Below are 15,674 nucleotides of genomic sequence, written 5' to 3' on the forward strand. Positions count from 1 at the left end.
TCCCTATAGGCGCATCACCCTAACGCGCGAGCCGCCGAACCCGACGCTGGCAGGATGTCTGTTGTGCAGTCAACACAGGCCGAAGAATCCGGTATCGGTCTGATCATCGCCGTCAAACGGCTCAGCGTGGCCAAGACCAGGCTGGCGCCGGCGTTTCCGGCGCCGCTGCGCGAGGCCGTGGTGCTGGCCATGCTGGTGGACACCATCAGCGCGGCGTCGGCCGCGCGGGGATTGGAACACATCACCGTGGTCACCCCCGATGAGGCGGCCGCCGCGGCGGCCGCCGAGCTGGGCGCCGAGGTGCTGGAGGATCCGACTCCGGATGGCCACGGCGACCCGCTGAACAACGCGCTCACCGCAGCCGAAGCCGCGGTGAGCGGTTCGGTGCCGAATATCGTTGTGTTGCAGGGTGATTTACCGGCTCTGCAATCCTACGAACTGGACGAGGCGATCGCCGCCGCACGGACACACCAGCGCAGCTTCGTCGCCGACCGGCATGGGATGGGCACTGCGGCGCTTTTCGCATTCGGCACCGCCCTGGACCCCCGCTTCGGCCGGGACTCCTCGAATCGGCACCGGCAGTCAGGTGCGCTGGAGCTCACCGGCGCTTGGCCCGGGCTGCGCTGCGACATCGACACCCCGGAAGATCTGGCGGTAGCGCGGCGGCTCGGAGTCGGCACGGCAACGGCCCGCGCACTCGCGCACGCCAAGTCCGGTGGCAGCACCACGCGGGATGAGTAATGATTTCCCCGTGGACGAAATTGAGGGCAGCGAACTCACCGAGGCGCGTGCCGACACGACCGACTGGCGCCCGCACGACGCCGCTCCGACCGCCCCACCCGCTGCCACCGAGAGTCTTCCGGCCGCCGATGACGACGAACTGCCCGCGGACCGCTACCTCAACCGTGAACTGAGCTGGCTGGACTTCAACGCGCGGGTGTTGGCGCTGGCCGCCGACACCTCATTGCCGCTCTTGGAGCGCGCCAAGTTCCTGGCGATCTTCGCTTCCAATCTCGACGAGTTCTACATGGTCCGGGTCGCCGGCCTCAAACGCCGTGACGAGATGGGCTTGTCGGTGCGCTCGGCCGACGGCCTGACCCCGCGTGAGCAACTGCGCCGCATCGGCGAGCAGACCCAGCAGATCGCCACCAGCCACGCACGGGTGTTCCTCGACTCGGTCCGTCCGGCGCTGGCCGCCGAAGGCATCCACGTCGTGACGTGGGCCGACCTGCTGCCGGCCGAACGTGACCAGTTGTCGGTGTACTTCCACGAGCAGGTGTTCCCGGTGCTGACGCCGCTGGCGGTCGACCCGGCGCACCCGTTCCCGTTCGTCAGCGGGCTCAGCCTGAACCTGGCGGTGACGGTCAAGCGTCCCGAGGACGGCGGAAGTCACTTCGCGCGGGTCAAAGTCCCCGACAACGTCGACCGTTTCGTCGAACTCGATGCCGGCGCCAGCGGCGGCGACAGCCGTGGCGAGGTCCGCTTCCTGCCGATGGAGGAGTTGATCGCGGCGTTCCTACCGGTGTTGTTCCCCGGCATGGAGATCGTCGAGCATCACGCGTTCCGTATCACCCGCAACGCCGATTTCGAGGTCGAAGAGGACCGCGACGAAGATCTGTTGCAGGCCTTGGAACGCGAGTTGGCGCGGCGCCGGTTCGGGTCGCCGGTGCGCCTTGAGGTCGCCGATGACATGACCGAGCACATGCTGGAGCTGTTGCTGCGCGAACTCGACGTGGACCCCGGTGACGTCATCGAGGTGCCCGGCCTGCTGGACCTGTCGTCGCTGTGGCAGGTCTACGGCCAGGACCGGCCCGATCTCAAGGACCGTACCTTCGTCCCGGCCACCCACCCGGCGTTCGCCGAACGGGAAACCCCCAAAAGCATTTTCGCCACCCTGCGCGAGGGCGATGTGCTGGTACACCACCCCTACGACTCATTCGCCACCAGCGTGCAACGGTTCATCGAGCAGGCGGCCGCCGACCCGGGCGTGCTGGCGATCAAGCAGACGCTGTACCGCACCTCCGGCGATTCACCGATCGTCACCGCGCTGATCGACGCCGCCGAGGCCGGCAAGCAGGTGGTGGCTCTTGTCGAGATCAAGGCCCGGTTCGACGAGCAGGCCAATATCAAGTGGGCGCGCAAGCTGGAGCAGGCCGGTGTGCACGTGGTGTACGGGCTGATCGGTCTGAAGACCCATTGCAAGGTCTGCCTCGTCGTGCGCCGCGAGGGCTCGACGATCCGGCGGTACTGCCATATCGGCACGGGCAACTACAACTCCAAGACCGCGCGTCTCTACGAAGATGTGGGTCTGCTCACCGCCGACCCGGACATCGGTGCCGACCTGACCGACCTGTTCAACTCGTTGACCGGCTATTCGCGGAAAGTCGCCTACCGCAACCTGTTGGTGGCCCCGCACGGTGTACGGACCGGGATCATCGAACGCATCGAACGCGAGGTCGCGGCACACCGCGATTCCGGCAACGGCCGGATCAGGCTCAAGCTCAACTCACTGGTCGACGAGCAGGTGATCGATGCGCTCTATCGCGCCTCTCGAGCCGGAGTGCGAGTCGAGTTGTTCGTCCGCGGAATCTGCGCACTGCGGCCCGGAGTGGAGGGTTTCTCCGAAAACATCCTCGTCCGATCGATTCTCGGCCGATTCCTGGAGCACTCCCGCATCATCCACTTCCGCGCCATCGACGAATTCTGGATCGGCAGCGCCGACATGATGCACCGCAATCTGGATCGCCGGGTCGAAGTGATGGTGCAGGTGAAGAATCCACGGCTGGCCGCACAACTGAGCGATGTGTTCGACTCGGCAATGGATCCGGCGACCCGCTGTTGGGAGCTCGGGCCAGACGGTCAGTGGACGGCGGAACCGCAGGCCGGCGCCACGGTGCGCGATCACCAGGCGTCGTTGATGGACCGACATCGCAATCCCTGATGTCCGGCGGCCCACCACCGCCCACGAAGCCCGAATTGACCTGCAGGAGTGCAAGGTGCTCGAAACGACAGTGTCGAATGGCTCCGGGACGGTGGACAAGGTCGTCCACGCCGCCGGTGCGGTGCTGTGGCGGACACGGCGCAATACCGTCGAAGTGGCCCTCATCCACCGCCCGCGCTACGACGACTGGTCACTGCCCAAGGGCAAAGTCGATCCCGGTGAGACCGAACCGGTGACAGCCGTACGGGAGATCCTGGAGGAGACCGGCCAGCACGCACACCTGGGCCGTCGGCTGGGAGCGGTCCGCTATCCGGTCACCCAGGGCGTCAAGAAGGTGCGGTACTGGGCCGCGCGGGCGGTGGGCGGTGACTTCGTGCCCAATCACGAGGTCGACGACCTGGTCTGGCTACCGGTCGATGCCGCCATGAAGGAACTGCAGTATGCCTACGACCGGAAGATATTGCGGCGGTTCGCCAAGCAGCCTGCGGACACCGAAACGGTGTTGATCGTGCGGCACGGTACCGCTGGGCGTCGTTCCCGGTTCTCCGGCGACGACCGCCAGCGGCCGCTGGACAAGAGGGGCCGTGCGCAGGCCGAGGCGCTCACCGATCAGCTGCTGGCCTTCGGCGCGACCGCGGTGTACGCGGCCGACCGGGTGCGCTGTCAGCAGACTGTGGAGCCGTTGGCCGCCGAACTCGGGGTGGCGGTGCACAACGAGCCCACGCTGACCGAGGAGTCTTACGGCGACAACCCGAAAAGGGCCCGCCGTAGGGTGGTCGAGATCGCGCAATTGGGCGGCACACCGGTGATCTGTACTCAGGGCAAGGTGATTCCGGACCTGATCGCCTGGTGGTGCGAGCGCGACGGTGTCAGCCCAGACAAGTCCCGCAACCGCAAGGGCAGCACCTGGGGGCTGTCGCTGTCGGGCGGCCGACTGGTGGCCGCGGACCACATCGGTAGTCCGCTGGCTACCCAAGCACTGGTATGAACGACCGAGCGCCGCGGGGATAACCCCGCGGCGCTCGGCTATTCGTTGCTACTTGCGACCCTTACGGGCCGGCGCCTTGGTGGCTTTCTTGGCCGGAGCCTTCTTCGCCACGGCCTTGGTCGCGGCCTTCTTCGCAACGACCTTCTTGGCCGGAGCCTTAGTCGCTGCCTTCTTCGCAACGACCTTCTTGGCCGGAGCCTTGGTCACAGCCTTCTTGGCCGGAGCCTTAGTCGCTGCCTTCTTCGCAACGACCTTCTTGGCCGGAGCCTTGGTCACAGCCTTCTTGGCCGGAGCCTTAGTCGCTGCCTTCTTCGCGACAACCTTCTTGGCCGGAGCCTTGGCGGCAGTCTTCTTCGCGGCGGCCTTGGTGGCCTTCTTGGCCGGGGCCTTCTTGGCGGCAGTGGCGCTGGCACCAGCACCGCGCTTGACGGCGAGCCCCTCGGACGGGACCTTCTGCGCGCCAGAAACAATCGCCTTGAACTGCGCACCGGGGCGGAATGCGGGAACGGACGTCGGCTTCACCTTGACCGTTTCACCGGTGCGGGGATTGCGGGCCACGCGTGCGGCGCGACGACGACGCTCAAAAACGCCGAACCCGGTGATGGTGACGCTCTCACCCTTGTGGACGGCGCGCACAATGGCATTGACGAAATGCTCGACGGCTTCAGTCGCCGACCTGCGGTCGGTGTCCAATTCCTTTGTGAGCACCTCGATGAGCTCTGCTTTGTTCATCCAATCCCTCCGAAACCAGTGGCCCTACTTGAGCCGACTAGAGCACACGGTAAACCCTGATACCACTGATATCCAAGAGCCACGCGCAATTTCAGATGAGATTATGGGCGAATTCGGCAATCCGGTTACCGCCCTTGGACGCTGACGAGAGCGTCGTACCTACCGGAATTCAGCTCCGGCGCGGCCCCTCAAGAAGCGGGCAAGGTGCGCGGTTTCCAGCTCGGTCGGGCAGCCTCGAAAGAATCGATATCGTCGAGTTTCCGCAGCGTAAGGCCTATATCGTCGAGTCCTTCAGACAGCCGCCAGGCGGTGTAGTCGTCAATCGTGAACGCCACCACCACCGTTCCGGCGGTGATATTCCGATCTTGAAGATTGACAGTGATTTCCAGCCCCGGGCTCTGCTCGATGACTTTCCACAGCAGTTCCACATCATCTTGGGCCACCTGGGCCGCCAGCAGGCCGGCCTTGCCGGCATTGCCCCGGAAGATGTCGGCGAATCGGGAGGAGATCACCACCCGGAACCCGTAGTCGAGCAGCGCCCACACCGCATGTTCCCGTGACGATCCGGTGCCGAAGTCCGGCCCGGCCACCAGCACCGAACCTTGGTCGAAAGGGCTGAGATTCAGTACGAAGGACGGATCGGTGCGCCAGGTGGCGAACAGGCCGTCCTCAAATCCCGTCCGGGTGATGCGCTTCAAATAGACCGCGGGGATGATTTGGTCGGTGTCGACATTGGACCGCCGCAGCGGGACTCCGATTCCGGTATGGGTGTGGAAAGCTTCCATGACTAGGCTCCTTTTAATCCCGTGGCGGTCAGTTCAAGTCAGTTCAGGTCCTGGGGGGCCGACAGCGTCCCACGGACGGCGGTGGCCGCCGCCACGACCGGGGAAACCAGATGAGTGCGTCCGCCCTTGCCCTGCCGGCCCTCGAAATTGCGGTTGGACGTCGACGCGGACCGCTGGCCCGGCTCCAGCTGATCCGGGTTCATGCCCAGGCACATTGAGCAGCCGGGCTGGCGCCACTCGGCGCCGGCGGCGGTGAAGACTTCCGCGAGGCCTTCGGCTTCGGCTTGATTGCGCACCCGCATCGAACCCGGCACCACGAGCATCCGCACCCCGTCGGCAACCTGGCGTCCGCGCAGCACATCAGCCGCCGCGCGCAGGTCCTCGATGCGACCGTTGGTGCACGACCCGACGAACACCGTGTCGACCGTGATGTCGCGCATCGGCGTCCCCGGTTGAAGGTCCATGTACGCCAACGCCTTCTCCGCGGCCCGCCGCTCGGCCTCGTCGTTGATCGACTCCGGGTCGGGCACCTGGGCGCCCAGCGGGACGCCCTGGCCGGGGTTGGTGCCCCAGGTCACGAACGGCGTCAGCGCGTCCGCATCCAGGTGGACCTCGGCGTCGAACACCGCACCCGGATCGGTGCGCAGGCCGCTCCAATAGGCCACGGCGGCGTCCCAGTCCGCACCGGTCGGTGCGTGCGGCCGGCCCCGCAGGTACTCGTACGTGGTCTCGTCGGGGGCCACCATGCCGGCCCGGGCACCGGCCTCAATGCTCATGTTGCAGATCGTCATCCGGGCCTCCATCGACAGCGCCTCAATGGCGCTGCCGCGGTATTCGATGACGTAGCCCTGGCCGCCACCGGTACCGATCTGGGCGATCACCGCCAAGATGATGTCCTTGGCCGTCACGCCGTCGGCGAGTCGCCCGTCGACATTGACCGCCATGGTCTTGAAGGGCTTCAGCGGCAACGTCTGGGTGGCCAGCACGTGTTCGACCTCCGAGGTGCCGATACCCATCGCCAGTGCACCGAACGCGCCGTGGGTGGAGGTGTGACTGTCGCCGCACACCACCGTCGTGCCCGGCTGGGTGAGCCCCAGCTGCGGCCCGATGATGTGCACGATCCCCTGATCGATGTCGCCCATCGGATGTAACCGGATGCCGAACTCGGCGCAGTTGTGCCGCAACGTCTCGACCTGGGTGCGCGACACCGGGTCGGCGATCGGTTTGTCGATATCGACCGTCGGCACGTTGTGGTCCTCGGTGGCGATGGTCAGATCCGGGCGCCGCACTCCACGACCGGCCAGCCGCAGTCCCTCAAAGGCCTGCGGGCTGGTGACTTCGTGAACCAGGTGCAGGTCGATGTAGATGAGGTCGGGTTCGGTTCCGCCGCCGGAAACCACGACGTGGTCTGCCCAGACCTTCTCGGCCAGGGTGCGAGGCTGCTCGGTCTTGAACATCACTGCCATCCCTCAATCTATGTCGTCTCATATTTTGAGACGCTAGTATCTGTATATGGGACAGCATAGCGGCATCGGCGTTCTGGACAAAGCGCTGGCAGTACTGCACTCAGTTGCCGAATCGCCGTGCGGGCTGGCCGAACTGTGCGACCGCACCGGCCTGCCGCGCGCCACCGCACACCGGCTGGCCGCAGGCCTGGAAACCCACCGGCTGCTCGGACGCGACAACGAGGGTCGCTGGCAGATCGGTCCCGCGGTCAGCGAACTGGCGGCTCGCGCCGACGATCCGCTTCGGGCGGCCGGCGCGGCGGTGCTGCCACGGTTACGAGAGATCACCGGGGAGAGCGTGCAGCTGTACCGCCGCGAGGGCTCCGAACGGGTCTGCGTTGCGGCGCTGGAACCGCCTGCGGGGCTGCGCGACACGGTTCCGGTCGGTGCCCGGCTGCCGATGACGGCCGGCTCGGGCGCCAAGGTCCTGCTGGCCTACGCCGACGCGGCCGTGCAACAGGAAATGCTGGCGGAGGCCAAGTTCACCAGCCGCACCCTCTCGGAGATGCGTCGGCGGGGCTGGGCACAAAGCGTTGCCGAACGCGAGCCCGGGGTGGCCAGCGTGTCGGCACCGGTGCGCGATCACCGCGGCACCGTGGTGGCAGCGATCTCGGTGTCGGGTCCGATCGACCGGATGGGGCGCCGCCCGGGCGCGCGCTGGGCCGCCGACCTGCTCGCGGCGGCCGACGCGCTCGCCGAGCGGCTGTAACCCGGACGCGAGCAGCCACAGAATCGCATGCCACTGGCCGGTTCAGTGCGATTCCGCGTCCGCTCGCCTGAGGGTCCGGTCCGCCTGACAGACTGCTGCTATGGGAACCAAACAGCGCGCACAGATCGTCATGACCGAGGCCGAGGTCGCTGATTTCGTCAACAGTCACCGCACCGGAACGCTGGCCACCATCGGGCCCGACGGCCAGCCCCATCTGACCGCCATGTGGTACGCGGTGCTCGACGGCGAGATTTGGATCGAGACCAAGGCCAAGTCCCAGAAGGCGGTCAACCTGCGCCGCGATCCGCGGGTCACCTTCCTTCTGGAGGCCGGCCAGACGTACGACACGCTGCGCGGGGCCGCCTTCGAGGGCGTCGCGGAGATCGTCGATGACCCCGACACCCTCTTCCGGGTAGGCGTCAGCATCTGGGAGCGCTACACCGGTCCCTACACCGACGAGATGAAGCCCGGCGTCGACGCGATGATGAACAACCGGGTCGCTGTGCGCATCGTCACACGCCGCACTCGCTCCTGGGACCACCGCAAGCTCGGGTTGCCGGCAATGCCGCTGTCTGGTTCCACCGCCCCGAAGGGCGACTGAACCACCCACTCGGCCTTAGACAGACCCACAAAAAGGCCCGCACCTCCGAGAAGGTGCGGGCCTTTTGCGATGTACCCCCGATGGGATTCGAACCCACGCTACCGCCGTGAGAGGGCGGCGTCCTAGGCCGCTAGACGACGGGGGCTAGAACATTTCCGGGTTGTCAGCATAGCCCAACCCGCACGGCCCGCCTAATCGCTTGCAGCGGACCGTTTTTGCTGGGGTACCAGGACTCGAACCTAGAATGGCTGAACCAGAATCAGCTGTGTTGCCAATTACACCATACCCCATTGGCCGGCCATTACCGCTGGTCAGAGTGCCGGGTGGGCACTGCTGGCCAGCCGTTCTTGGGCCGACGAGCAGACTACCAAACTTCTACGGCGAAGTTGTCATCGCGCTTCCCCAACGCCGTCTCGGGCGCTCCGCAGCCGGGCCAGGCTGCGGTCCGGGCCAAGCAGTTCCAGGGACTCGAACAGTGGCGGGCTGACCAGACCACCGGAGACCCCGACCCGGATCGGCCCGAACGCCTTGCGCGGTTTGAGCCCCAGCTCGTCCAGCAGCGCCGCTTTCAGCGCGGCCTCGATGTTGGCGGTGGTCCACTCCCCCACGCCCTCCAGAGCAGCGATGGCCGCATTCAACACCGGAGCGGCGTCGGGGCCCAATTCCTTGGCCGCGGCGCGCGGGTCCAACTCGAAGTGATCGTCGTTGAAGAACTTCAGCAACGGCCAGGCGTCGCCGAGCACCACGATGCGGGTCTGCACCAGTGCAGCGGCTACCGCGAAGCCGGCGTCGTCCAGGCCGGTGTCATGTCCGTGGGTGTCGAGATAACTGCGCAACCGTGCGGTGAAGTCGTCGGCGTCAAGCAGCCGGATGTGCTCGGCATTGAGCGCATCGGCCTTCTTCTGGTCGAACCTGGCCGGGTTGGAGTTGACGTCGACCACATCGAACGCGGCGACCATCTCGTCAAGGCTGAACACGTCGTGGTCGTCGGCGATGGACCAGCCCAGCAATGCCAGGTAGTTCAACAGCCCCTCGGGGATGAAGCCCCGGTCGCGGTGCGCGAAAAGGTTCGACTGCGGGTCACGCTTGGACAGCTTCTTCGTTCCGTCGCCCAAAACGGTTGGCAGATGGCCGAATTCCGGGACGCGATCAGCGACGCCGATGCGGATCAATGCCTGGTACAGCGCGATCTGACGTGGCGTGGACGGCAAAAGGTCCTCGCCGCGCAGCACGTGGGTGATCTTCATCATGGCGTCGTCGACCGGGTTGACCAACGTGTACAACGGATCCCCGTTGGCGCGGGTCAGCGCGAAATCGGGAACGGTGCCCGCCGGAAAGGACGTCGGCCCGCGCACCAGGTCCGTCCAACCGAGGTCGGTATCGGGCATCCGCAGCCGCACGACGGGCTTGCGGCCCTCGGCCAGAAAACCGGCCCGCTGCTCGGGGGTCAGCTCACGGTCGAAGTTGTCGTAACCCAGCTTGGGGTTACGGCCGGCGGCGAGGTGGCGGGCCTCGACCTCCTCCGGCGTCGAGAACGCCTCGTAAGCCTCACCCGCCGCCAGCAGCTGCGCCACCACGTCACGGTGGATGTCGGCGCGCTGCGACTGCCGGTACGGGCCGTAGGGACCACCCACCTCGGGCCCCTCATCCCAGTCCAGATGCAGCCAGCGCAGCGCATCCAGCAGCGCCAAGTAGCTTTCCTCGCTGTCGCGTTGCGCGTCGGTGTCCTCCACCCGGAAGACCAAGGTGCCGCCGGTGTGGCGGGCGTAAGCCCAGTTGAACAGCGCGGTGCGGATCAGCCCGACGTGCGGCGTGCCGGTCGGTGACGGGCAGAACCGGACGCGAACACCAGATGTGGTCACGACTTTCCTTTGCGGATAACCGGATTGGACAGAGTGCCGATGCCTTCGACGGAGACGGACACGGTGTCACCGTGCTCGATGGGGCCGACACCGTCAGGGGTGCCGGTCAGCAGGATGTCGCCGGGGAGCAGCGTCATCACCGCGGAGATCCACTCCACGATGGCACCGACGTCGTGCATCATCAGCGAAGTCCGGCTGTCCTGCTTGACCACCCCGTTGACCTCGGTGCGAATCGCCAGGTCAGCTGGGTCGAGGTCGGTGACGATCCACGGTCCGATCGGGCAGAAGGTGTCGTGGCCCTTGGCCCGGGTCCACTGCCCGTCGGCCTGCTGCTGGTCACGCGCCGACACATCGTTACCGATGGTGTAGCCCAAAATGTTGTCCTTGGCCCGCGCGGCCGGCACGTCCTTGCACGGACGGGAGATGACCACGGCCAGCTCACCTTCGTAGTGGACCGGGGAAGCATTGGCGGGCAGCTGAATCGGCACGTTGGGCCCGATGATCGCCGTGTTGGGCTTGAGGAACATCGTCGGATTGGCCGGTGGGGCGCCGCCCATTTCGGCGATGTGGGCCGCGTAGTTCTTCCCGATGCAGACCACCTTGCTGGCCAGAATCGGCGCCAGCAGCCGCACGTCGGCCAGCGGCCAGGACCGGCCGGTGAACTGCGGTGTGCCGAACGGGTGCTCAGCGATCTCGCGGGCGGTCATCTCGTGTGGCCGGTCCGGGTCCCCTTCAAGGCTGACGAAGGCGACGCCGTCCGGGCTGGCAATTCGGCCTAGGCGCATTTGCACAAGCCTAATGGCCTGCTCTTACCGGCCGCGGGTCGACATCGGCAGAGCGCGACCCGGGCGGGCGGGCCTGTGGAACCATGGTCGGATGTCCACCGAGCCGATCGGCACAGCCGCTCGCTGGTCGGTCGTGGTCGTCGCCCTGGTCGCCACGCTGTGTTCATTCGTCTTCATCAACGGCATTGCCTTCGTCATCCCCATGCTGGAGACCAAGCGCGAAACCAACCTGGCGATGGCCGGTCTGCTGGCCTCGATGCCCAGCTTCGGAATGGTGCTGACCCTGTTCGCGTGGGGAGCGCTGCTGGACCGCATCGGTGAGCGAATCGTGTTGAGCGTTGGTTCCGCCTTGACCGCGCTGGCCACGTTCGCGGCTGCGTCCATGCAGTCGCTGATCGGCGTCGGCGCTTTCCTCTTTCTCGGAGGCATGGCCGCCGCCAGCGCCAACACCGCCAGCGGTCGGCTGGTGACGGGCTGGTTCCCGCCCCACCAGCGCGGACTGGTGATGGGTATCCGCCAGACCGCGCAGCCGTTGGGCATCGCGTTGGGGGCCGAGGTGATTCCCGAGCTGGCCGAGCACGGGCTGGCGCGTGCGCTGATGTTCCCGGCAACGCTGTGCGCCGTGGCGGCGGTGGCGTGTGCGATCGGCGTGGTCGACCCGCCGCGCAGGCCACGGTCGGCAGCCTCTGGCGCCGAACTCGCCAGTCCCTACAGCGATTCGAAGGTGCTGTGGCGCATTCACTTGTCTTCGGCTCTGTTGATGGTTCCGCAGTGTGTGCTCGCCACCTTCATGCTGGTGTGGCTGATCGTGGACACCGACTGGTCGATCGCCGCCGCAGGTGGTCTGGTGACGGTGTCGCAGTTGCTCGGCGCCGCGGGACGGGTGGCGGCCGGCCGGTGGTCCGACCGCGTCCGGTCGCGGCTGCGGCCGATACGCAGCCTTGCCGTCGCCGGAGCCGTGGCGATGCTGGCTTTGGGGGCCGCCGATCACCTGCACTCCCATCTCGCCGAATCGGCGATGGTCATCGCCGCGGTTATCACCGTGCTGGACAACGGATTGGCGTCGACTGCCGTCGCCGAGATCGCCGGTCCGTACTGGAGCGGCCGCGCGCTGGGCATTCAGAACACCACCCAGCGGCTGACCGCCGGGATCGCTCCGCCGCTGTTCGGTGCGCTGATCGGCGCTGCCGGTTACCCCCTGGCCTTCGCCCTGTGCGGACTGTTCCCCCTGGCCGCGCTGCGTTTGGTACCGGTGAGCGCCGAGCCCGAAGGCCGCTCCGCGCTGGAGGCGCTGCGGACCCTGCGAGTGCCGCCCGGGCCGCCGCCCGACCCGTCCGCGCAACCCTGAGCGTGGCGCCAAGTACCGTCGAAACGATGACGGATACGGCTCATGTCCGGCTTCGGACACCAACCGTGGCGGACGGCCCGGCCCTGTGGCAGATGGCCGTCGACAGCGCCACCCTCGACGTCAATTCGCCCTACGCCTACCTGCTGTGGTGTCGTGATTTCGCGTCTACCTCGGTGGTTGCCGAGGTGGGCGGGCAGCCCGGCGGTTCAGCGAGGCTCGACGCAGGAGAGGCGAAGCTGGAACCGCCGCATGAGCCCGGCGGTTCAGCGAGGCTCGACGCAGGAGAGGCGAAGCTGGGACCGCCGCATGAACTCGGCGGTTTCGTAACCGGCTATCGGCGCCCGGAGCGGCCGGAGGCCCTGATGGTCTGGCAGGTGGCGGTCAACGCCGCCCACCGCGGGGCCGGCCTGGCCGGCCGGATGCTCGATCACCTGGCGACCACACAGGTCACCCAGGGAGTCACGCACCTCGAGACCTCGATCACACCGGACAACGACGCCAGCCGACGGCTCTTCAGCGCCTTCGCCCGCCGATGGGACGCGCCGCTGGAGTGTTCCGAGCTGTTCGGAGCAGGTTTGTTCCCCGAATCTCATCTGGCAGAAGAACTGTTTCGCATCGGACCACTTCGGGTACACCCACGACGCCAGTGAGGGCGTGGCAAGGTTGAGATCACAAATTGGTCTCGGTAAGGTCACGAACGCGCAAACGTGAGCCCCGGCGGACCTAGGCGGGGGGATACGAGCGGGGTGGTGGGTCGAGCCGAGATCACCCGCGGCTTGAGTTGGATGTCGACCTGTCGTTCCGTTCCGTTGTATGTGACCGACGGACGGAGGAACCATGACGATTTTCGAAACCCTTGAATCCGAAGTACGAAGTTATTGCCGTTCCTGGCCGGTGACGTTCGACCGTGCCAGCGGCTCCCGGATGTGGGATGTCAACGGCAAGGAATACCTGGACTTCTTTGCCGGCGCCGGAGCGCTCAACTACGGGCACAACCATCCCGAGCTGCGGGCGCCGCTGCTGGAATACCTGAGCTCCGATCGAGTGGTGCACAGCCTCGACATGAACACCGTGGCCAAGGCCGAGTTCCTGGAGCGCTTCAACGAGGTGATCCTCAAGCCCCGCGAACTCGACTACAAAGTGCAGTTCCCCGGACCCACCGGGACCAACGCAGTGGAGTCGGCACTGAAGCTGGTGCGCAAGATCACCGGCCGCGAGAGCATCATCAGCTTTACCAACGCTTTTCACGGCATGACGCTGGGCTCACTGAGCGTCACCGGCAACTCGATGAAGCGCGGCGGCGCCGGGATTCCGCTGGTGCACGCCACCCCCATGCCTTATGACAACTACCTCGACGGCGTGGTCCCCGACTTCATCTGGTTCGAGCGCCTGCTCGAAGACAGCGGCAGCGGCCTGAACGACCCGGCGGGGGTGATCGTCGAGACCGTGCAGGGCGAAGGCGGAATCAATGTCGCCCGCCTGGAGTGGTTGCGCGGGTTGTCCGACCTGTGTCGGCGCCACAACCTGCTGCTGATCGTCGACGACGTCCAGATGGGCTGTGGGCGCACCGGACCGTTCTTCAGCTTCGAGGCGGCCGGCATCGTCCCCGACATCGTCTGCCTGTCTAAGTCGATCAGCGGGTACGGGCTCCCCATGGCATTGACGCTGTTGAAACCGGAACTGGACGTCTGGGAACCGGGAGAGCACAACGGCACGTTCCGCGGCCAGAACCCGTCGTTCGTCACCGCCGCCGCTGCGCTGAACTTCTGGACCGACAACCGCTTGGAGAAGTCGGTACTGCGCAAGGGTGAAGTGATCGAACAGGCGCTGACCGAGGTGGTGGACCCGATCCCCGGAGTCACCACCCGGGGCCGCGGCCTGATCCGCGGAGTGGCTTTCGAACGCCCGGAGCTGGCCGGCGCGGTATGCCGCGAGGCATTCGAGCGCGGCCTGTTGCTGGAGACCTCCGGCCCGGAAGGCGAGGTTGTAAAACTGATGCCGCCGTTGGTAATTGACGATGACGACCTGGCCGAAGGCCTGATGATCGCCGCGCAGTCGATCGAAGCCGTGGCCGCCCGTGAACTCACCACTACCGCAGGAGCCGCCCGATGATCGTCCGCACCCTCGCCGAGATCAAGGGCACCGACCGCGACGTCCAATCCAAGACCTGGAACAGCCAGCGACTGCTGCTGGCCCGCGACGGACAGCGGTTCTCCCTGCACGAGACGTGCCTTTACGCCGGCACGGAGACCTCGATGTGGTACGCCAACCACGTCGAGGCGGTGTACTGCGTCGGCGGCGAAGGCGAGCTGATCAACGACGAGACCGGCGAAGTGCACCCGCTGCGCGACGGCACGTTGTACCTGCTCGACGGTCACGAGCACCACCGCGTCGCCGCCCACACCGACCTGCGCATGGTGTGCGTGTTCGACCCGCCGGTGACCGGGCAGGAGGTGCACGACGAGACCGGCGCGTACCCCCTGTTGACTGAACAACCGCAGGAGACGGCATCGTGACCCCTCCCCTGACCGAAGCCCTCACCGACCACTACCCCACGCGCAACAACGTCACGATCGGTATCGAACCCCGGCGCGACCCGGTGGTATGGACCGCAGAAGCCACCAGCGGCCCGTTGAGCCCGGCCCGTGTCGCGCAGTTCGACGCCGACGGATTTCTGGCCGTCGACACCCTGGTGGACACCGACGTCGTGGCGGATCTGCGTAACGAACTGGACCGCCTGCGGGCCGACGCTGCGCTGGCCGCCGACGAACGCTCGATCTGCGAGCGTGACAGCGGGCAGATCCGGTCGATCTTCGAGGTGCACCGGATCAGCCCGGCGTTCGCCGCGCTGGTCGCCGACCCGCGCCTGGTGGGACCGGCCCACCAGCTGCTGGGCTCCGACGTCTATGTGCACCAGAGCCGGGTCAACTTCAAGCCGGGTTTCAACGGCCGAGAGTTCTACTGGCACTCCGATTTTGAGACCTGGCACGCCGAAGACGGAATGCCCGCTCCGCGCGCGGTCAGCGTCTCGGTGGCGCTGACGGAGAACCTGGACAGCAACGGGTCGCTGATGATCATGCCCGGTTCGCACCGCTGGTTCGTATCGTGCCCGGGCCAGACCCCGCCGGATCACTACCGCTCGTCGCTCAAACAGCAGGAAATCGGCACACCTGACGACGCGAGCCTGACCTGGCTGGCCGATCAGCACGGGATTCGTCAGATCACCGGCCCAGCCGGATCCGCGGTGTTCTTCGACTCCAACTGCATGCACGGGTCGAGCAGCAACATCACCCCGTATGCGCGCTCGAACGTATTCATCGTCTACAACAGCGTGGACAACGCCCTGGTGGAGCCATTCGGCGCTGCCGCTCCGCGACCGACATTCATCGCCAGCCGCGTCTTCGACCCGGTGTAGAGC

15 protein-coding genes and 2 tRNA genes are annotated in these 15,674 nt (G+C 66.5%); 10 read left to right on the forward strand and 7 right to left on the reverse strand.

Annotated features, from left to right (window positions below; all coding sequences use genetic code 11):
• The first annotated feature begins 54 nt into the window (after window positions 1-54).
• Genes cofC through mutT1 form a run of 3 tightly spaced genes read left to right on the forward strand, consistent with a single transcriptional unit; the run spans window position 55 to window position 3,929 of the window.
• The gene (cofC, locus tag ABW16_RS11850; protein ID WP_047319356.1) at window positions 55-741 is read left to right on the forward strand and encodes a 2-phospho-L-lactate guanylyltransferase; all 687 of its coding nucleotides are present in this window, start codon (window positions 55-57) and stop codon (window positions 739-741) included.
• The gene (locus ABW16_RS11855; protein WP_047319357.1) at window positions 734-2,941 is read left to right on the forward strand and encodes an RNA degradosome polyphosphate kinase; all 2,208 of its coding nucleotides are present in this window, start codon (window positions 734-736) and stop codon (window positions 2,939-2,941) included. Before cofC ends, ABW16_RS11855 begins: the two co-directional genes overlap by 8 nt.
• Before the next feature lie 55 nt (window positions 2,942-2,996).
• Window positions 2,997-3,929, forward strand: a complete 933-nt coding sequence (mutT1, locus tag ABW16_RS11860; protein ID WP_047319358.1) for an 8-oxo-(d)GTP phosphatase MutT1 — start codon at window positions 2,997-2,999, stop codon at window positions 3,927-3,929.
• Window positions 3,930-3,977: 48 nt separating this feature from the next.
• Here mutT1 and ABW16_RS11865 read toward each other — a convergent pair whose 3' ends face one another.
• The 3 genes from ABW16_RS11865 to leuC all read right to left on the reverse strand — a co-directional run bounded on the left by ABW16_RS11865 (window position 3,978) and on the right by leuC (window position 6,903).
• On the reverse strand, window positions 3,978-4,661 hold the full coding sequence (locus ABW16_RS11865) for an HU family DNA-binding protein (protein ID WP_047319359.1): 684 nt from the start codon (window positions 4,659-4,661) through the stop codon (window positions 3,978-3,980).
• Window positions 4,662-4,849: 188 nt separating this feature from the next.
• On the reverse strand, window positions 4,850-5,446 hold the full coding sequence (gene leuD / locus ABW16_RS11870) for a 3-isopropylmalate dehydratase small subunit (RefSeq protein ID WP_047319360.1): 597 nt from the start codon (window positions 5,444-5,446) through the stop codon (window positions 4,850-4,852).
• Between the two features lie 38 nt (window positions 5,447-5,484).
• Entirely contained in the window at window positions 5,485-6,903 is a 1,419-nt protein-coding gene (leuC, locus tag ABW16_RS11875; protein ID WP_047319433.1) for a 3-isopropylmalate dehydratase large subunit, read from the reverse strand.
• 55 nt (window positions 6,904-6,958) lie between these two features.
• Between leuC and ABW16_RS11880 the strand changes: the two genes are divergently transcribed.
• Window positions 6,959-7,660: an IclR family transcriptional regulator gene (locus ABW16_RS11880; protein WP_047319361.1), complete on the forward strand. Its 702-nt coding sequence runs from the start codon at window positions 6,959-6,961 to the stop codon at window positions 7,658-7,660.
• A gap of 100 nt (window positions 7,661-7,760) precedes the next feature.
• Window positions 7,761-8,261, forward strand: coding sequence for a PPOX class F420-dependent oxidoreductase (locus ABW16_RS11885; RefSeq protein ID WP_047319362.1), 501 nt, complete (start codon window positions 7,761-7,763; stop codon window positions 8,259-8,261).
• A gap of 72 nt (window positions 8,262-8,333) precedes the next feature.
• Here the strand turns inward: ABW16_RS11885 and ABW16_RS11890 are convergent.
• The 4 genes from ABW16_RS11890 to ABW16_RS11905 form a co-directional block, all read right to left on the reverse strand.
• A tRNA-Glu gene (locus tag ABW16_RS11890) sits at window positions 8,334-8,406 on the reverse strand.
• A gap of 73 nt (window positions 8,407-8,479) precedes the next feature.
• A tRNA-Gln gene (locus ABW16_RS11895) sits at window positions 8,480-8,551 on the reverse strand.
• Window positions 8,552-8,650: 99 nt separating this feature from the next.
• Entirely contained in the window at window positions 8,651-10,123 is a 1,473-nt protein-coding gene (gltX, locus tag ABW16_RS11900) for a glutamate--tRNA ligase (protein WP_047319363.1), read from the reverse strand.
• On the reverse strand, window positions 10,120-10,908 hold the full coding sequence (locus ABW16_RS11905) for a fumarylacetoacetate hydrolase family protein (RefSeq protein ID WP_047319434.1): 789 nt from the start codon (window positions 10,906-10,908) through the stop codon (window positions 10,120-10,122). The genes gltX and ABW16_RS11905 overlap by 4 nt, the downstream gene beginning before the upstream one ends.
• A gap of 91 nt (window positions 10,909-10,999) precedes the next feature.
• On the opposite strand from ABW16_RS11905, the gene ABW16_RS11910 reads away from it, so the two are divergent.
• The 5 genes from ABW16_RS11910 to thpD all read left to right on the forward strand — a co-directional run bounded on the left by ABW16_RS11910 (window position 11,000) and on the right by thpD (window position 15,671).
• Window positions 11,000-12,256, forward strand: a complete 1,257-nt coding sequence (locus ABW16_RS11910) for an MFS transporter (RefSeq protein WP_047319435.1) — start codon at window positions 11,000-11,002, stop codon at window positions 12,254-12,256.
• A 26-nt stretch (window positions 12,257-12,282) separates the two neighbouring features.
• Window positions 12,283-12,906: a GNAT family N-acetyltransferase gene (locus ABW16_RS11915; protein WP_047319364.1), complete on the forward strand. Its 624-nt coding sequence runs from the start codon at window positions 12,283-12,285 to the stop codon at window positions 12,904-12,906.
• 187 nt (window positions 12,907-13,093) lie between these two features.
• Window positions 13,094-14,368, forward strand: coding sequence for a diaminobutyrate--2-oxoglutarate transaminase (gene ectB / locus ABW16_RS11920; RefSeq protein ID WP_047319365.1), 1,275 nt, complete (start codon window positions 13,094-13,096; stop codon window positions 14,366-14,368).
• A complete protein-coding gene (locus ABW16_RS11925; protein ID WP_047319366.1) occupies window positions 14,365-14,772 on the forward strand; it encodes an ectoine synthase in 408 nt (135 codons plus the stop codon). The genes ectB and ABW16_RS11925 overlap by 4 nt, the downstream gene beginning before the upstream one ends.
• Entirely contained in the window at window positions 14,769-15,671 is a 903-nt protein-coding gene (gene thpD, locus ABW16_RS11930) for an ectoine hydroxylase (RefSeq protein WP_233424752.1), read from the forward strand. The genes ABW16_RS11925 and thpD overlap by 4 nt, the downstream gene beginning before the upstream one ends.
• The last annotated feature ends 3 nt before the right edge of the window (window positions 15,672-15,674 follow it).

Origin of the sequence: Mycolicibacter heraklionensis, assembly GCF_001021505.1 — a bacterium.
GTDB lineage: Bacteria > Actinomycetota > Actinomycetes > Mycobacteriales > Mycobacteriaceae > Mycobacterium > Mycobacterium heraklionense.

Bases quoted from the DNA above. Each gene is read 5' to 3' on its own strand.
- leuC (WP_047319433.1), bottom strand. From the start codon at position 6,903: ATGTTCAAGACCGAGCAGCCTCGCACCCTGGCCGAGAAGGTCTGGGCA.
- leuD (WP_047319360.1), bottom strand. From the start codon at position 5,446: ATGGAAGCTTTCCACACCCATACCGGAATCGGAGTCCCGCTGCGGCGG.
- ABW16_RS11925 (WP_047319366.1), top strand. From the start codon at position 14,365: ATGATCGTCCGCACCCTCGCCGAGATCAAGGGCACCGACCGCGACGTC.
- ABW16_RS11855 (WP_047319357.1), top strand. From the start codon at position 734: ATGAGTAATGATTTCCCCGTGGACGAAATTGAGGGCAGCGAACTCACC.
- ABW16_RS11915 (WP_047319364.1), top strand. From the start codon at position 12,283: ATGACGGATACGGCTCATGTCCGGCTTCGGACACCAACCGTGGCGGAC.
- ectB (WP_047319365.1), top strand. From the start codon at position 13,094: ATGACGATTTTCGAAACCCTTGAATCCGAAGTACGAAGTTATTGCCGT.
- ABW16_RS11865 (WP_047319359.1), bottom strand. From the start codon at position 4,661: ATGAACAAAGCAGAGCTCATCGAGGTGCTCACAAAGGAATTGGACACC.
- ABW16_RS11885 (WP_047319362.1), top strand. From the start codon at position 7,761: ATGGGAACCAAACAGCGCGCACAGATCGTCATGACCGAGGCCGAGGTC.
- cofC (WP_047319356.1), top strand. From the start codon at position 55: ATGTCTGTTGTGCAGTCAACACAGGCCGAAGAATCCGGTATCGGTCTG.
- ABW16_RS11880 (WP_047319361.1), top strand. From the start codon at position 6,959: ATGGGACAGCATAGCGGCATCGGCGTTCTGGACAAAGCGCTGGCAGTA.
- ABW16_RS11910 (WP_047319435.1), top strand. From the start codon at position 11,000: ATGTCCACCGAGCCGATCGGCACAGCCGCTCGCTGGTCGGTCGTGGTC.
- ABW16_RS11905 (WP_047319434.1), bottom strand. From the start codon at position 10,908: ATGCGCCTAGGCCGAATTGCCAGCCCGGACGGCGTCGCCTTCGTCAGC.